This is a genomic window from Winogradskyella haliclonae (assembly GCF_014635865.1).
Lineage (GTDB): Bacteria > Bacteroidota > Bacteroidia > Flavobacteriales > Flavobacteriaceae > Winogradskyella > Winogradskyella haliclonae.
This window is the reverse complement of the sequence record NZ_BMDQ01000002.1, coordinates 303322-317940: the sequence shown is the minus strand read 5'-3', so window position 1 is coordinate 317940 and position 14619 is coordinate 303322. Positions and strand designations below refer to the sequence as shown.

Below are 14619 nucleotides of genomic sequence, written 5' to 3'. Positions count from 1 at the left end.
TCTAATCCTTTTTAATATTTAGTTTGGTTAATACTATAAAAAATGCGGCTATGCTTATAAAATAAATCAAATCTCTTGTGTCTATAACACCACGACTCATGCTTTTATAATGCGAAGACATGCCTATACTTTCGATGTCAAACCCAGAACCAAAAAGGTTGTAACTCGCTATGCCATCAAAACCAAAATAGAATACAAAACATATAAAAATAGCAACGATAAAAGCCACAATTTGATTATCCGTTATACTTGATGCAAATAGACCAATAGCGGTATATGAGGCTATTAAGAATAACAAACCAAAATAGGAGCCAATGGTACTGCCAATATCCAAGTTACCCACTGGGTTTCCTAATTTACTTATTGTATACACATAAAGTAATGTTGGTACTAAAGCAATCACAATCAATAAAAATGAGCCAAAGTATTTGCCCAATACAATTTGAAGGTGCGATAGGGGCTTTGTGACTAAAAGCTCTAATGTGCCTTGCTTTTTCTCATCACTAAAACTGCGCATAGTTACTGCAGGCACTAAAAAAATAAGTATCCATGGTGCTAACAAAAAGAACGATGATAAATCTGCATAGCCATTATCTAGGATATTAAATTCTCCTGTAAATACCCATAAAAACAAACCATTGAGTACCAAAAAGACGGCAATTACTAAATACCCAATGGGTGAAGCAAAAAATGTGTTTATTTCTTTTTTTAGTATGGCTAACATTTTAATTCTGATATTTTATACTTATCACTTATCACTTATCACTTATCACTTATCACTTATCACTTATCACTTATCACTTATCACTTATCACTTATCACTTATCACTTATCACTTATCACTTATCACTTAAGCGAAGCGAGCTTATCTACGCTCCAAGCTTCAGGTTTTGCATTAAATAAGCATTTTGTCTTTGCCCAAACACCTTTAAATAAATCTGAATGTCTATAATTATTTAAATCATCTTCAGAGTCCCAATAGCTATACGTAAAAAAGATATTACTATTGTTCTGGTCTCTATATAATTCTAAAAAATGGCAACCTTCAAAAGCTCTAATTTTTGTTTTATTAGCTTCAAAATTAGATAAAAATTCATCTACTTTTTCAGGCTGAAAACTCATTTTTACAATCCTTACTAACATCTTTTATACTTTATCAAAACTTACAGTTACCGTGTCCATAGCTTTTAAACCCATTAAGGTTGATGCACTTCCAACAGTACTACAGTTACTTTTATAAACGGCGATTTCTAAATAATCTGAGGCATTAAAAACGACAAGTGCTTTTCCCTCATCATTGCGTTTGTCTTCAGGGATATCAAAATTTATAATATCGCCATAACGGTCATGCACTTTTTTAAACTTGTAGTTTCTTGCAGCAATTTCATAATTGCGTGTTTTTTGCACGCCCTCAAAAAATTTACGTTTAATATTAGTAATCACATTTCCATAATTATCAATGTGGATGACAGTGCCTATAATTTGTGTTTTTTCGTCATTAACAAAGGGCACTAAATACTTGATTGGTTTTATATTGTTAATAACTTTTCCAATCACTTCTAGTGTTCCACCTCTTGCAATATGGCAAGCCACTTTTACAAAAACGTCCAAAACAGGAAAACTCGTCTGTATCTTATCGTGTATGTTAATTTCAACAATTTTTTCTGGAGCAATGTCCTGGCAAATCATACTCATGATACCATTGTTGGCACAGATAAAATAATGACCGTCTAATTTTACCGCAATATGCTTATTTTCTGGGCTAAGCTCAGAGTCTATACCAATAATATGTATGGTGCCTTCAGGAAAACTGCTGTAGGCATTCTGTATCGTATACGCCGCTTCTATAATGTTGAATGGCGAAATAGAATGCGAAACATCAACAATTCTAACATCAGAAAGCTCACTGTAAATAGAACCTTTAACAGTACCTGCAAAGTGGTCTTTTTCTCCAAAATCAGTAGTTAAAGTTATTATTGGCATTTACAGATTGTTAATATTTTTTTAACCAATCGAGAGATTAAATTATTAGATTTGTTGATGCACAAAGCTAATAAAATTGAACTGATATATTCACTAAAAATAACTCGCTTTTGAACGAACTTATCCTCGAACTCGAAGAAATTTCACCTAAAGAATTTTTTGGCGCTCAAAATGCCAATATTGCACTTTTAAAAACCTATTTCCCAAAGCTCAAAATAGTTGCTCGTGGTAACAAGATAAAAGCCTATGGCGATGAAGAACTCCTCGAAGAGTTTGACCGCCGTATGACCATGCTCATGAAGCACTTTGCCAAATACAATAAACTTGATGAAAATGTTATTGAACGTGTGTTAACGAGTCAAACTAGTGATGATTACAACACCTCTAAGCAGAGTGGCGAAGTTATTGTACACGGCGTTGGCGGAAAACTAATAAAAGCACAAACAGCTAATCAACGCAAATTGGTAGAGAGCATGCGTAAAAACGATATGGTTTTTGCTATTGGTCCCGCTGGAACTGGTAAGACATATACTGGCGTAGCTTTGGCAGTGCAAGCTTTAAAGAATAAACAAGTCAAACGAATTATACTTACAAGACCTGCTGTTGAAGCGGGTGAGAATCTAGGGTTTTTACCTGGGGATTTAAAAGAAAAATTAGATCCTTATATGCAACCATTATACGATGCATTACGCGACATGATTCCTGCAGAAAAACTAGCAAGTTATATCGAGAAAGGCACCATACAAATTGCACCATTGGCGTTTATGCGTGGACGTACGCTAGACAATGCCTTTGTAATTTTAGATGAAGGCCAGAATACAACCCATAACCAAATGAAAATGTTTTTGACACGCATGGGTAAAAACGCTAAGTTTTTATTAACCGGTGATCCTGGTCAGGTAGATTTGCCAAGGCGTACTATATCTGGATTAAAAGAAGCCCTTTTAGTGCTTAAAAATGTAGATGGCATTGGTATGATTTACTTAGATGATAAAGATGTGATTCGTCATAAATTAGTGAAGAAAGTGATTTCTGCATATAAAGAAATTGAAAATAGAGATTAATGAGCAACACAATTATAGATACCAATTTTAATTTTCCTAAGCAGAAAAGTGTTTACAAAGGAAAAGTAAGAGAAGTTTATAATATCAATGACAATCAATTGGTAATGGTCGCTACAGACCGTTTATCTGCTTTTGATGTGGTGATGCCAAAAGGCATTCCGTACAAAGGACAAATCTTAAATCAGATTGCAACCCAAATGATGAAAGACACTGAAGATTTGGTGCCAAATTGGTTAGTAGCAACACCAGACCCTAATGTTGCTGTAGGTCATTTGTGTGAGCCTTTTAAAGTAGAGATGGTTATTCGTGGTTACATGTCTGGTCATGCTGCTCGTGAGTATAAAGCAGGAAAACGAATGCTTTGCGGTGTGGAGATGCCCGATGGCATGCAAGAAAATGATCCATTTCCTGAACCCATCATAACACCTGCAACCAAAGCCGAAATGGGTGACCATGACGAAGATATTTCACGTGAAGATATCTTGAAACGCGGCATTGTTTCTGAAGCAGATTATGAGATTCTTGAAGATTACACCAAAAAGCTGTTTCAGCGTGGTACAGAAATCGCAGCAAAACGTGGCCTTATTTTGGTCGATACCAAATACGAATTTGGTAAAACTAAAGATGGACAAATTGTACTCATTGACGAAATCCACACCCCAGATTCGTCGCGTTATTTCTATGCGGATGGCTATGAAGAACGTCAAAGTAGAGGAGAAGCTCAAAAGCAACTCTCCAAAGAGTTTGTACGCCAATGGTTAATTTCTAATGGATTTCAAGGATTAGAAGGACAATCGGTGCCTTACATGTCCGACGACTACATAGAGACTGTGAGCGAACGTTATATTGAACTTTACGAGAATATTACAGGACACACTTTTGTTAAGGCAGATGTATCGGATATTCAAAAGCGCATTGAAACTAATGTGCTAAACTACTTAGAGACATCTTAGTAAAACAAACAATTAAGTTTTAAAAGCAATTAATAAAGCCCAAATACAAAGGCATTCCTAATGTAATATTAAAAGGAAATGTTATGGCTAAGGCCATGGGCAAATACAAACTAGGATTTGCTTTAGGAGCTGCTAAACGCATGGCAGCTGGTACCGCAATATAAGATGCGCTTGCAGCTAATATTGAAAACAATAAACGGTTACCAACACTATCAGTAATCCAGCCACTCACAATAGCTATGGTTACACCATTAATTACCGGTATGATTACAGCAAACAAAAATGCAAACCAACCTTTCTTTAAAAAAGCACCTATTTTTTTACCGCTGGTAATCCCCATATCTAATAGAAACACCATTAAAAAGCCTTTAAAAATGTCTGTAGTAAAAGGTTTTATACCTTCAGCTTGAGCATCACTAGTAAGCATTCCAATAATTAAACTACCTAAGATTAATAATACACTCCCATTTGTAAAAGAGTGTTTTATGAGATTCGGAATTGAAACTTTGGTCTTATTCGATTTGTCATAAATTGAAATGAGAAGAACACCAACAATTATTGATGGCGCTTCCATTAGTGCCATGATTGCGACCATATGCCCGCTAAATGGTAATTGCGCTATTTCTAAAAATGCTACAGCAGTCACAAATGTTACAGCGCTTATTGAACCATACGTAGCCGCAATTGCACCTGAGTTAACAACATTAAATTTGCGTCTAAGAATAAAATAAGAATAGATGGGTACAATAATAGCCAAGAAAATACCCAATAAAACTGATAAAATGATTTCTCTATTGATTTCGCTGTGCGATAGCTCTTGGCCTCCTTTAAATCCAATACACAGTAAAAGATAAAGCGAAATAAATTTTGAAGAATTTTCTGGTAATGCTAAATCACTTTTAACCTGAACCGCTATAATCCCTAAAAAGAAAAATAGAAGCGCAGGGTTTGTTAGATTATCAAAAAGTAAATGTAAATCCATTAAATAATCGATTAGTAGGATAAACTCTCTATAGAGTCATAATTTAAAATGTTAGTTTGAAAAAATCCCGCTTGGTTAAGCGGGATTGAACGGGTTGGTTATTTTTTAACAAATCGTATCTCTAAGACACCATCGATAAAAACATCGTAGCCTTCTTTCCTGGCTTTATCTATATAAGATTTTGCAACTGATTTTTCATTTTCTAGTTCTGCAATTCTGTTAGTTGCGTAGCGCGTATCTGCATTTTCATCGCCTTCGCAAAGACTTAAACGTTGTAATTTGTGAAAGTTTATCTTCCCGTTAATTAATTCATTGATAACAAATGATGCTTCTGAGCATGTAAATTGGCCTTCTACAAGTTGTACTTCTTGTTTGGTTTTTACTAAGTTTGTTGCTGTTTCTAATGACATATTCTCTGGTTTAAAATTAAAGTTGTTTTGTAGGGCCGCTTAATCTAATCAGTAAGATGCAGCCAATAATGAAAAGACAAATCGCTATTTTATCAATAAAAATACTTTTGCCTAAGGATATTACAGCTATAGCGCCCATCATGAGCAAAAATATGACTGCAGCATAAATGGCTGAGCGTTTTTCTTTTGAAGCAATTACATCTTGTTCGTTAGCTTTTGTTCGATGCGTATTTTGATGTGCTTGTTTTCGATTTAAACTATAATTTCTGTTCATGCTGTGATGTTTTGATGGTGCAAAATTGAAACAAATAATTCATATATTTTTATATATATTTGTTATGATATATATAAGTAAAACTTATGAATTATACCTTGCATCAACTTCAAATCTTTTTGAAAGTCGCAGAACTAAAGAGTATTACCAAAGCCTCGGAAGAACTTTTTTTAAGTCAACCTGCAGTATCAATGCAGTTAAAAAAGTTTCAAGACCAATTTTCAATTCCATTAACAGAAGTTGTAGGAAGACAGCTTTACGTTACAGATTTTGGCAATGAAATTGTAGAAGCGGCAGAAAAGATATTGAATGAAGTAGAGGCCATTAATTACAAAACCTTATCACGCCAAGGAAAATTGGCAGGAAAATTAAAAATTGCTATTGTATCAACTGCAAAGTATGGTATGCCTTATTTTTTAACTGGATTTATGCAAAAGCATTCAGGTATTGATTTAGAAATGGATGTGACTAATAAAGCTGGTGTCATTAGAAGTTTGGAGAATAACGAAGTTGACTTTGCTATGGTTTCTGTATTGCCAGAACATTTGAGTCTTAATAAAGTAGAATTGATGACCAATAAGTTGTTTTTAGTGGGAAGTGCGCATACCGAAACACAATCCAAACGCATTACAAAAACGATTTTTGAAAAGTATCCTTTGCTTTATCGTGAAAAAGGTTCAGCAACACGATCCGCTATGGAATCTTTCCTCACAAAATTAAATGTTCCTAATAAGAAAAAAATTGAGTTAACTTCTAACGAGGCATTAAAACAAGCACTTATCGCAGGTTTAGGAATTTCGATAATGCCGTTAATTGGGTTGAAAAATGAGTTAAAGGATGAAGAATTACATATTATTCCCTATAAAAATCTACCCATTAAAACCAATTGGAACCTCATTTGGTTAACATCTAAAAACTTATCGCCAGTAGCTTCGGCATATCTTGAATATATTCAATCAGAAAAGGAGAAAATTATCCACGACACTTTCAGTTGGTACGAGGCTTACAATTAAAACCCAATCGTACGTTCTGTCTGGCGCTTTGCATTGTTTAAGACATCATTGTAGAGAAAGTCAGTGACTTCCATAATGCATCTACTCATTGGTATGCCAGACCAGCTGTGTGTACCACCATTTACAGAAAATAAGAAATAAGATTTCCCTAAGCCTTTTAGTCGGTCTGCAATAGCTCTAGACCCATGTAAAATCATATAGCCTTTTGCATCTGGGCTGCAATAATGATGTGCTGCAATATGATAGGGCACCAAATTGTCATTTGTACCATGAAACAACTGTGTTGGTATGGCTTTCTCAGCATCTATTTGGTCTAGGCTAATAATCGCACCAGCCATGCCAATAACACCAGCCAATTTAAACTTCTTTGGTAATATTTTACTCTCGTAAACATAGGCCAAATGCAAAACCGCTTCAGCACCAGCACTTGTACCAGAGATGACCACTTTATCTTCATCGATATGAAATGTCGATTTGTTTTTTATAATGTGTTTTATGGCGTAGCTAATATCGTCAGCTGCGGTATCAAAAGCTTCAATCTTATCTTTAGTTTTGGTATCGCAACCAAAGCCTTTTTTCTTCATAATCAAACGGTAAGAAATAGAGGCAACAGCATACCCTTTGGCTGCCATGGCATTTGCAAATTGCTGAGTATTGGCATCATCGCGTTCACCACCAGAAAAACCACCACCATGGATGTAGAGTAGAAGTGGCAAATCTTTGTCTACGCCTTGAGGTCTGTAGAAATCGAGTTGTAAGCTATCCTTTCTATTAAATTTATGATAGGTATGTGTGGTTTTTTCAACCGTGTATAGCGAATCTAAATATTCGGTTTGGGCATAAGCAGACTGAAAGCCAAAGACAATAAGGAAAGCAATAATTCTGTATTTCATAACTCTATCTGTCGTTAGGCTTTTGGTGTTCCTTTCAGTTTGTAAAACAATTGTCTCAATTTTCCATAAATATAGGCGTTAGTCCGCACATAATAGAACGAAATAAAGCAAACCACTACCAAAAACAAGGCGGCGCCAAAAACAGCTTGCCATGGCGATAAGGTTTTACCAATTAACTGACTTAAGCCAACACCTGTAAAACTGCCGTAAATGATGATAAAATGAATGACATATATCGATAAGGTTTTCTGACCAATCTTTAGTAATAATGGCGGTTTAAGAAAACGCTCCAAGCCATAGAAAAAGGCAAAATATAGAAAGACATCTCCTAGACGTGAAAACAAATAATTATAGTTAGACGCCTTTAAAAACAATTCAATGCCTGTCCATTTGGTCAGATAGAACAGGGCATGAGACGACCACTCAATTAATAAGTAACCGACGATAACAAGCAGCGCAACCATTACAGGTTTAAAGTGACGTTTCTCTAAGTACCTATAAAAGGCTGTAGCAATACAGGCACCAAATGCCATATAGCCAAACCAGGGAATAATCGTAAATACGGACCCATTGGCTTTGGACACATAGTTGGCAAAAATGAGCGGTACGTTGTCTAGAGTGAGTGTTCTATACAAGGGCTCACAAACAAAAATCGTAAAGCCAATAGCAAAGCTCATGATGGCAAATAGTCTTGTATTTTTAAAACAGATGTAATACAAAGCTACAATGCATATTAAAGACAAACCGATGATTTGTAGCACGTCGATAACTAAAAAGTAGGTGTTGCCAAAATAGCCAGACAACCAACTTAAAAAGGGCATGCGTAGCAAATACCCAATACCAATAAGCATGAGCCCGCGATTAAGACCCTTGCGCATACGTTGTTTTTCTGTGCCTTTTTCTTTGGCTTTAAGTAAGAGATAGGTAAATATTAACCCCGAAATGGTAAAAAATGTAGGTGCGGTAATCCCTCTAAAATACGACCAGATTCTGTAGGCTACATGCGACATATCCCGATGCTCTGGCGCTAGGAGGCTGTCTATAAAATGCCCCTGTAGCATCATTAAAATGGCAAAGGCACGGACGGCATCAATAAAATAAAGACGTTGATTGGTACTCAAAGTAATAATGTTGGTAGCGTAAATATAGGATTTTGGGAATTAATGGGGTTTTGGTATTGCGCTTATCGTGTTCGTGTATGGTTTGTGCCAGCTATTGGGACAGATTAGTTACACGAAAATTTATGAAATTAAAAGTAAGAAATTTTTGTGTGTGACTGCTGGCATGAATTATACACGTTGTTGGCAATAGTATTTCATTAAATTAAATTCCTACTTTGCAAATTAATTATTACTGTAAAATATGAATATATATAAGGAAATTGAAAAAGAAAGACTTAGACAAGATGAAATGTGGGGAGAACAGAACCATCCTTGTTTAAATCAGGCATTAATGAATAGGCAACAAAGTTGTAGTTCAGATGATATGTGCGCGAATTATGAAATACCTTCAGAGACTAGAGCAAGATTTTTATCTAGAAGCTCTTTTAAAAAAGGAGAAGGTACATTCGCACATATTGCTTTAGAAGAATTCGCTGAAGTTATTAGTGAATTAGATATTAATAAAAGAAGAATTGAACTAATCCAATTAACAGCCGTTTGTGTTGCTTGGTTGGAATCTATAGATAGACAAATCTCTTAGTATTTATGCAGTGAATTTAATTTTATCAATAAAATTAACATAATCATTTAAATTACCTTTAAAGAAAGAATTCTTTGTGAAGCGTTGATTGTTTATTGTATTAATATCTAGTTCTTCTTTTCCTTTTTTTAATCTTGGTGTTAATTTAATATTTGTCCTTTTGAATTCACCAATAATGTTAAACTTAATTGATTTATGAATTTCATTGTCGTCAAGATTGCTATTGTGAATTTCCACAAAGTCTTTGAGGTTATCAAGTAATTCAGGCTTTATAGCTCCAACTATTTGCCAATCTCCCCAATTTAATAAATATGGTCTAATGTCTTTATTTATTTTTTCGAAGAATTGTTTTGTGTCATTGTCTATAGGATCCAGCAGTTTTGACTCATCTATAATTGGTGTCAGATTGTTAAACTGGCCAAGTTTACTGATAGAATCAAGAACACCGTCTGAAGCATCCATACAAGAATGCACTAAATTTAATTTAGAAATTGTTTGCATTTGAAACACCTGTGGTTTTGGAGTTCTAAGAAAATCGAAAAAGGGTGTTTTATCTACATCCTCTCCTTGATACATTATTTTAAAAACATTCAACCAAAAATGTCCTAAATCACCTATGACAATAATCAAATCTCCATCAGAAATTGAATCACGAGTTATAAAAGTTTCTTTTTCCGACTCTCCAATCACTGATGCATGAACATCGAAGTAGTTTCCTTCTTTAATATTGCCACCAAGTACAGGGCATTCAAAGAAATTTGAAGCTTGCGAAACCCCATCAATAAATCGATTTAAATCACTTGTTAGAAAAGATTCTGGTATTATACAACTTAATAAAATCCCAGATGGTTTTGATGCCATTGCAGAAATATCACTTAAATTGATAGCTAAGGTATACCAGCCATAAGAAAAATAATCAAATTCACCCAAATACCAGCCAATAGGTTTTGGACAAGGGTCAGTTGAGATACTTAAAAGAGTGTTATTTAGTTCAATTAAAGCACAATCATCTCCAATTGGAATTTGAATATGATTATATAAGGCGTTAATTTTATTAAATTTAGGAATTATCAATTCCTTTAATATCCGATTTTCACCAAGTTCAAATAACTGATTATCATTTGGTTCTTCCATATTTTTTAATCTATTGGAAATATTGACAATTGATATTTTTAATGCCCTTATATCCAGCCCTTCAAAATATGGTATACCTAATGAACCAACTTGAATTAAAAACAGAGATGTTAAATATTCAATTTCCCATGTTGAGGAGTCACATTCATTTTTGGATAAATCTCTAACCACTTTTATTATTTCCCAAATCGCATTATTTCTATGACTTGAGATTCCATCCGGCATTGTTTCTGAGAATAGACTATTTTCAAAATTAATCAATTCACTTTTGGAAAGGAATTTTGATAAGTGTAAGAATTTCAAAGACATTTCTAGTATTACGTAGTCTTTTAAACAATGACTTTTATTAGTTGTCCACCCAAAGTCTATTAGAAAGCTTTTTACATCCACTGATGATTTATTGGTCATTATGTTTCTTAAATGTAAATCCCCATGAGTCACTCTTAACGAGCCTTTAAATTTTTTTGATAGCAAATATTTTAAATACCAATTTGGATTAACTTTTTTCTCTCCATCAAATTCGAAATATTCTTGAGTATTAGGTGGGAATAATTCATCAAGTACTTCTTGAGAATGATCAATTCTTAGATACCAATCATATTGCTCTTTCCAATTAAATTCTGACTTTTTAGCCCCATCAATCCACGGCTCTAGTATTTTTGAAAACACTTTATTTAAAATTTCAATTACTTTATTTTGAATTCCTAAAGCTCGTTCTTTACTTACTGTAGTATTTAACTCTTTCAATACCGAATCTAGAGTCGTTATTTCATTTATTTCCTTTTGATTCTTTAATGAACCAATTCCAACGATTGGAGAAGAAATGCAAGTTACTTTTTGATTCAAAACTTCTAACTCATTTGGGCCTATGATATTTTGCACGCTTCCTAAAAAGGGGCTAACAAAACTTTTGTAAGCTTCACATTCTTTTCTTAATGAAGTTTTAGCTTTTTCACTTGTTGCAATCTTGAAAAAGTATGGCTTTGTAAAAGAATCAATAGAGGATGTTTTATAATAATAGACATATAAATTTGAACCAGAATATCCTATTCGACTTTGCGGAATTATATTTAATTCAGTAATACCAGGATAGTTTTCTTTTAAAAACAATTTAAGAGCTTCAATTTCTATTTCTGGTTGAAAGGTAATCTCCATATCAAAATGCTGTTTTTAGTTTTGAAATTGTTGAATCTATAACATTATGTCTCGGGAATTCTTGCCAATTCCAAAGATTAGGTGTTCCGAATTTAGAGGAAACTAATTTTCTAAGATACTGTCTCTCAATAATCCTATCTACCCTGTAAGACCTGATCATATCATCGTGTACAAACAAGTATGGAAAAATTTTATTATTGATATCTTTTAAAAATAAGTCAATTGAATCATATTCGGTTTTTTGTTCAAGAAAAATTGAATCTGAAATTATTCCATTAAGTGGAACAAAATGCATATGTGAATGAAAACAATGCTCACTTGAATTTTTTGTAGTTAGACAAGAGCCAGATCTACCATGTTCAAAAGCAATGGCATTACCATATTGATTTTTTAGAATTTGTAATATTTTATTATACAACTTAATAAATTCTTGATGATATTCACTCGGTAAATTAGCGCAACTTTGGATGTGTTCCTTAGAAACTAAAAGTAAATACCCCTCACTTATTTGCCCAAGAGAAACCATTATATAGAAATTTTCTGAACTATGTAAGATTCTATATTTATCATTTGGATAACAAAAGCTACAATTTTCTAAACGTTTTGTTTTATTCAAGATTTATATTTTTAATATTATTGCCAACATTAAGATATGGTTCGTTATAAATGAAGTATATCGTTAGATAAGCGAAGTTAGAGTTTTTAATGTATCGAGTCAATACGTAGAAATACGTAGTTTTTCAGTTTTTTGGCAGTATTTCTTACCAAATAGATGATTTTAAGGCATAGGATTTTATAACAGTTATGACTTAGAAAGCCCAACTGTTAGAATTAATGATGAGATTTTAAAATAGGATGTTACTTAAGAAGTAGTCTCTTTTTTTGCTTTTGCAGCTCTATTTCTACAGGTTTTGCATAGCTCAGAAATGCCTTTCTGCTCCCAAGATTCTTTTACTGTGCCGTTCGATAATTGTTTGCCTTTAATGTGGTAACAATCACTATCGATATGGTATTTATTACCTGCCTTAGACCAAAACACATTGTCGCCAACGTTTAAATCTTTTAAATCTTCGGTTTGTGCATTAATCTCTTCGGTATATTTTTCAATAGAAGCTGGGTTAAACTCCACACCAGATACCCCTGCAATTAATAAGGCAATCACCGCTATAGAACCCGCAATACCTTTGGTTTTGCCATTTAGGTTTTTGTTCGTAAAAATCAATATCACTATTGGTAAAAAGGCGAGCACACCCATTATGGCACCCAACTGATTTTGGATAAAGAACTTTGTTTTGTTTTTCTCGGAGGCTGGGTCTAACTTATTGGCTTTTTTCCAAAGGATATTAGCGGTAACTGCTAATATTAATATCACAACTATGGTCACAATCAGCCATGTCATCATTTCATTACTCAGCAACTTTAAAATGGCATAGATTTGAGCGGCGATAGCGATTATCCAAGCGATAAAGGCAATGACTCTATACTGTTTTGCTTTTGCTTTACTTTCAGGGCTTGCTTCAAATATTTTTTGGTCAGACATGATATTAGGTTTTTGTTGGTTCCGTTTTATAAAGCTAAGTTATTTTTTTTAAACCTGTAAATCAATGTGTTAGCTAATCATTGTGCAAGAAGCCATACAGAGTACTTGTAGAATTACTATTTTTATGACTTATGGAAACACTCAACCAACTCCTCAAGGATTTTTCGTCATTAGCTTGGGGTTTGCCATTGCTAATTATTTTAATTGGTGGTGGACTGTATTTAATTATTCGCTCACAATTTTTACCGTTTCGGTATCTCGGTCATGCCATACAAGTTTTGCGTGGTAAATACGATGACCCTAACGACCCAGGGCAGATCACGCATTTTCAGGCTTTAACCACAGCTTTATCGTCTACCATTGGTATGGGCAATATCTCTGGTGTGGCTTTGGCCATTGCAGTTGGTGGGCCAGGAGCGGTATTTTGGATGTGGGTGAGTGCTATAATTGGTATGAGTACCAAATATTTTACATCGACCTTAGCCATTTTATATCGTGGTAAAGACAGTGAGGGTGAGTTGCAAGGCGGGCCGATGTATTTTATCGTAAAAGGTTTAGGCAAACGCTGGAAGTTTCTTGCCATTATGTTTAGTTTCTTTGGTATGTTAGGCGCATTGCCTGTGGTCAATGTAAATCAGCTAAAACAGGCGATTAATGATATTATTTTGATACCTAATGGTGTGGAGGTGTCTTTTTCTACAAACTTAATTATCGCAGCTATTCTGGTCATATTTACTAGTATTGTTATCCTTGGTGGTTTGAAACGAATTAGTGCTTTAGCCTCTAAATTAGTGCCTTCAATGGTTTTGTTATACTTTGTCTTGGTCGTAATTATTTTGGTGGTTAATTATACAGAAGTGCCTAAATACCTAACAATGATTGTTACAGATGCCTTTGCAGCGGATTATTGGCCAGAAGACAAACCGTTTTTAGGCGGCGTTCTGGGAGCTTTAATTTTGCATGGGATTAAACGCGGTGCTTTTTCTAATGAAGCCGGTTTGGGTACTGCAGCAATGGCACATGGTGCTGCAAAAACAGATGAACCTGTACGTGAAGGCTTAGTTGCCATGTTAGGTCCAGCAATTGACACACTAATCGTTTGTACATTAACCGCTCTAGCCATTTTGGTCACTGGCGTATGGGAGACCACAGCGAGTAATGGTGTGAGTTTAACTGCGGCAGCATTTCAGAGCGCCATACCAGAAGTCGGACAGTATTTATTGATGGTCTGCGTATTTATATTTAGCGTGTCGTCCTTATTCTCGTATGCCTATTATGGTAACAAATGCCTATCGTTTTTAATAGGCGCCAAACGAAAACATTATTACAATTACTTATACATTGCAAGTATTGTACTAGCTGCAACAACAGATTTTGAGGCCATGATAAACTTCATCGATGGTGTGTTTGCTTTGATGGCCATACCTACGATGTTAGCGACTATAATTTTAGCACCAAAAGTCATTGCGGCGTCTAAATCGTATTTCAATAAACTGAAAAACGCCTAATTTTTTATT

The 14619-nt window shown here is 34.4% G+C and carries 17 protein-coding genes; 6 read left to right on the top strand and 11 right to left on the bottom strand.

Features of this window, described 5'->3' with window-relative positions:
• Position 1 precedes the first annotated feature (1 nt).
• The 3 genes from gldF to IEV10_RS09495 form a co-directional block, all read right to left on the bottom strand.
• On the bottom strand, positions 2-724 hold the full coding sequence (gene gldF / locus IEV10_RS09505) for a gliding motility-associated ABC transporter permease subunit GldF (protein WP_188374485.1): 723 nt from the start codon (positions 722-724) through the stop codon (positions 2-4).
• A 122-nt stretch (positions 725-846) separates the two neighbouring features.
• The gene (locus IEV10_RS09500) at positions 847-1143 is read right to left on the bottom strand and encodes a putative quinol monooxygenase (protein ID WP_188374484.1); all 297 of its coding nucleotides are present in this window, start codon (positions 1141-1143) and stop codon (positions 847-849) included.
• A 3-nt stretch (positions 1144-1146) separates the two neighbouring features.
• Positions 1147-1983: an SAM hydrolase/SAM-dependent halogenase family protein gene (locus IEV10_RS09495; RefSeq protein ID WP_188374483.1), complete on the bottom strand. Its 837-nt coding sequence runs from the start codon at positions 1981-1983 to the stop codon at positions 1147-1149.
• Positions 1984-2093: 110 nt separating this feature from the next.
• Here IEV10_RS09495 and IEV10_RS09490 point away from each other — a divergent pair, with 110 nt between their 5' ends.
• Positions 2094-3047 carry a PhoH family protein gene (locus tag IEV10_RS09490; RefSeq protein ID WP_188374482.1) on the top strand — a complete coding sequence of 318 codons (954 nt, stop codon included), beginning with the start codon at positions 2094-2096 and terminating at the stop codon, positions 3045-3047.
• Entirely contained in the window at positions 3047-4000 is a 954-nt protein-coding gene (locus IEV10_RS09485; RefSeq protein WP_188374481.1) for a phosphoribosylaminoimidazolesuccinocarboxamide synthase, read from the top strand. The genes IEV10_RS09490 and IEV10_RS09485 overlap by 1 nt, the downstream gene beginning before the upstream one ends.
• Positions 4001-4019: 19 nt before the next feature.
• Here IEV10_RS09485 and IEV10_RS09480 read toward each other — a convergent pair whose 3' ends face one another.
• The 3 genes from IEV10_RS09480 to IEV10_RS09470 form a co-directional block, all read right to left on the bottom strand.
• Complete coding sequence (locus tag IEV10_RS09480) at positions 4020-4982, bottom strand: sodium-dependent bicarbonate transport family permease (protein WP_188374480.1); 963 nt, start codon at positions 4980-4982, stop codon at positions 4020-4022.
• 98 nt (positions 4983-5080) lie between these two features.
• Positions 5081-5392, bottom strand: a complete 312-nt coding sequence (locus tag IEV10_RS09475; RefSeq protein ID WP_188374479.1) for a hypothetical protein — start codon at positions 5390-5392, stop codon at positions 5081-5083.
• Positions 5393-5408: 16 nt separating this feature from the next.
• Entirely contained in the window at positions 5409-5666 is a 258-nt protein-coding gene (locus IEV10_RS09470) for a hypothetical protein (protein ID WP_188374478.1), read from the bottom strand.
• 86 nt (positions 5667-5752) lie between these two features.
• Here IEV10_RS09470 and IEV10_RS09465 point away from each other — a divergent pair, with 86 nt between their 5' ends.
• The gene (locus IEV10_RS09465) at positions 5753-6679 is read left to right on the top strand and encodes a LysR family transcriptional regulator (RefSeq protein ID WP_188374477.1); all 927 of its coding nucleotides are present in this window, start codon (positions 5753-5755) and stop codon (positions 6677-6679) included.
• Here the strand turns inward: IEV10_RS09465 and IEV10_RS09460 are convergent.
• Together IEV10_RS09460 and IEV10_RS09455 are read right to left on the bottom strand one after the other, a co-directional pair.
• On the bottom strand, positions 6676-7572 hold the full coding sequence (locus IEV10_RS09460) for an alpha/beta hydrolase (RefSeq protein WP_188374476.1): 897 nt from the start codon (positions 7570-7572) through the stop codon (positions 6676-6678). The two genes, IEV10_RS09465 and IEV10_RS09460, sit on opposite strands and share 4 nt — an antisense overlap.
• A 14-nt stretch (positions 7573-7586) precedes the next feature.
• Complete coding sequence (locus tag IEV10_RS09455; protein WP_188374475.1) at positions 7587-8693, bottom strand: heparan-alpha-glucosaminide N-acetyltransferase domain-containing protein; 1107 nt, start codon at positions 8691-8693, stop codon at positions 7587-7589.
• On the opposite strand from IEV10_RS09455, the gene IEV10_RS14390 reads away from it, so the two are divergent.
• Positions 8679-8801 carry a hypothetical protein gene (locus IEV10_RS14390; RefSeq protein WP_262890113.1) on the top strand — a complete coding sequence of 41 codons (123 nt, stop codon included), beginning with the start codon at positions 8679-8681 and terminating at the stop codon, positions 8799-8801. The genes IEV10_RS09455 and IEV10_RS14390 overlap by 15 nt on opposite strands.
• Before the next feature lie 133 nt (positions 8802-8934).
• Complete coding sequence (locus tag IEV10_RS09450) at positions 8935-9273, top strand: hypothetical protein (RefSeq protein WP_229719677.1); 339 nt, start codon at positions 8935-8937, stop codon at positions 9271-9273.
• A gap of 3 nt (positions 9274-9276) precedes the next feature.
• Here IEV10_RS09450 and IEV10_RS09445 read toward each other — a convergent pair whose 3' ends face one another.
• From IEV10_RS09445 to IEV10_RS09435, 3 genes are all read right to left on the bottom strand, one after another.
• On the bottom strand, positions 9277-11562 hold the full coding sequence (locus IEV10_RS09445) for an AIR synthase related protein (protein WP_188374473.1): 2286 nt from the start codon (positions 11560-11562) through the stop codon (positions 9277-9279).
• Between the two features lies 1 nt (position 11563).
• On the bottom strand, positions 11564-12178 hold the full coding sequence (locus IEV10_RS09440; protein ID WP_188374472.1) for an HIT domain-containing protein: 615 nt from the start codon (positions 12176-12178) through the stop codon (positions 11564-11566).
• A 246-nt stretch (positions 12179-12424) separates the two neighbouring features.
• Entirely contained in the window at positions 12425-13102 is a 678-nt protein-coding gene (locus IEV10_RS09435) for a hypothetical protein (protein ID WP_188374471.1), read from the bottom strand.
• A gap of 131 nt (positions 13103-13233) precedes the next feature.
• On the opposite strand from IEV10_RS09435, the gene IEV10_RS09430 reads away from it, so the two are divergent.
• Positions 13234-14610, top strand: coding sequence for an alanine/glycine:cation symporter family protein (locus IEV10_RS09430; RefSeq protein WP_188374470.1), 1377 nt, complete (start codon positions 13234-13236; stop codon positions 14608-14610).
• The last annotated feature ends 9 nt before the right edge of the window (positions 14611-14619 follow it).

What these genes read in the sequence shown, in the direction of transcription:
- gldF (WP_188374485.1), bottom strand. Translation starts at nt 724, where the DNA reads ATGTTAGCCATACTAAAAAAAGAAATAAACACATTTTTTGCTTCACCC.
- IEV10_RS09500 (WP_188374484.1), bottom strand. Translation starts at nt 1,143, where the DNA reads ATGTTAGTAAGGATTGTAAAAATGAGTTTTCAGCCTGAAAAAGTAGAT.
- IEV10_RS09495 (WP_188374483.1), bottom strand. Translation starts at nt 1,983, where the DNA reads ATGCCAATAATAACTTTAACTACTGATTTTGGAGAAAAAGACCACTTT.
- IEV10_RS09485 (WP_188374481.1), top strand. Translation starts at nt 3,047, where the DNA reads ATGAGCAACACAATTATAGATACCAATTTTAATTTTCCTAAGCAGAAA.
- IEV10_RS09480 (WP_188374480.1), bottom strand. Translation starts at nt 4,982, where the DNA reads ATGGATTTACATTTACTTTTTGATAATCTAACAAACCCTGCGCTTCTA.
- IEV10_RS09475 (WP_188374479.1), bottom strand. Translation starts at nt 5,392, where the DNA reads ATGTCATTAGAAACAGCAACAAACTTAGTAAAAACCAAACAAGAAGTA.
- IEV10_RS09470 (WP_188374478.1), bottom strand. Translation starts at nt 5,666, where the DNA reads ATGAACAGAAATTATAGTTTAAATCGAAAACAAGCACATCAAAATACG.
- IEV10_RS09465 (WP_188374477.1), top strand. Translation starts at nt 5,753, where the DNA reads ATGAATTATACCTTGCATCAACTTCAAATCTTTTTGAAAGTCGCAGAA.
- IEV10_RS09460 (WP_188374476.1), bottom strand. Translation starts at nt 7,572, where the DNA reads ATGAAATACAGAATTATTGCTTTCCTTATTGTCTTTGGCTTTCAGTCT.
- IEV10_RS09450 (WP_229719677.1), top strand. Translation starts at nt 8,935, where the DNA reads ATGAATATATATAAGGAAATTGAAAAAGAAAGACTTAGACAAGATGAA.
- IEV10_RS09445 (WP_188374473.1), bottom strand. Translation starts at nt 11,562, where the DNA reads ATGGAGATTACCTTTCAACCAGAAATAGAAATTGAAGCTCTTAAATTG.
- IEV10_RS09435 (WP_188374471.1), bottom strand. Translation starts at nt 13,102, where the DNA reads ATGTCTGACCAAAAAATATTTGAAGCAAGCCCTGAAAGTAAAGCAAAA.
- IEV10_RS09430 (WP_188374470.1), top strand. Translation starts at nt 13,234, where the DNA reads ATGGAAACACTCAACCAACTCCTCAAGGATTTTTCGTCATTAGCTTGG.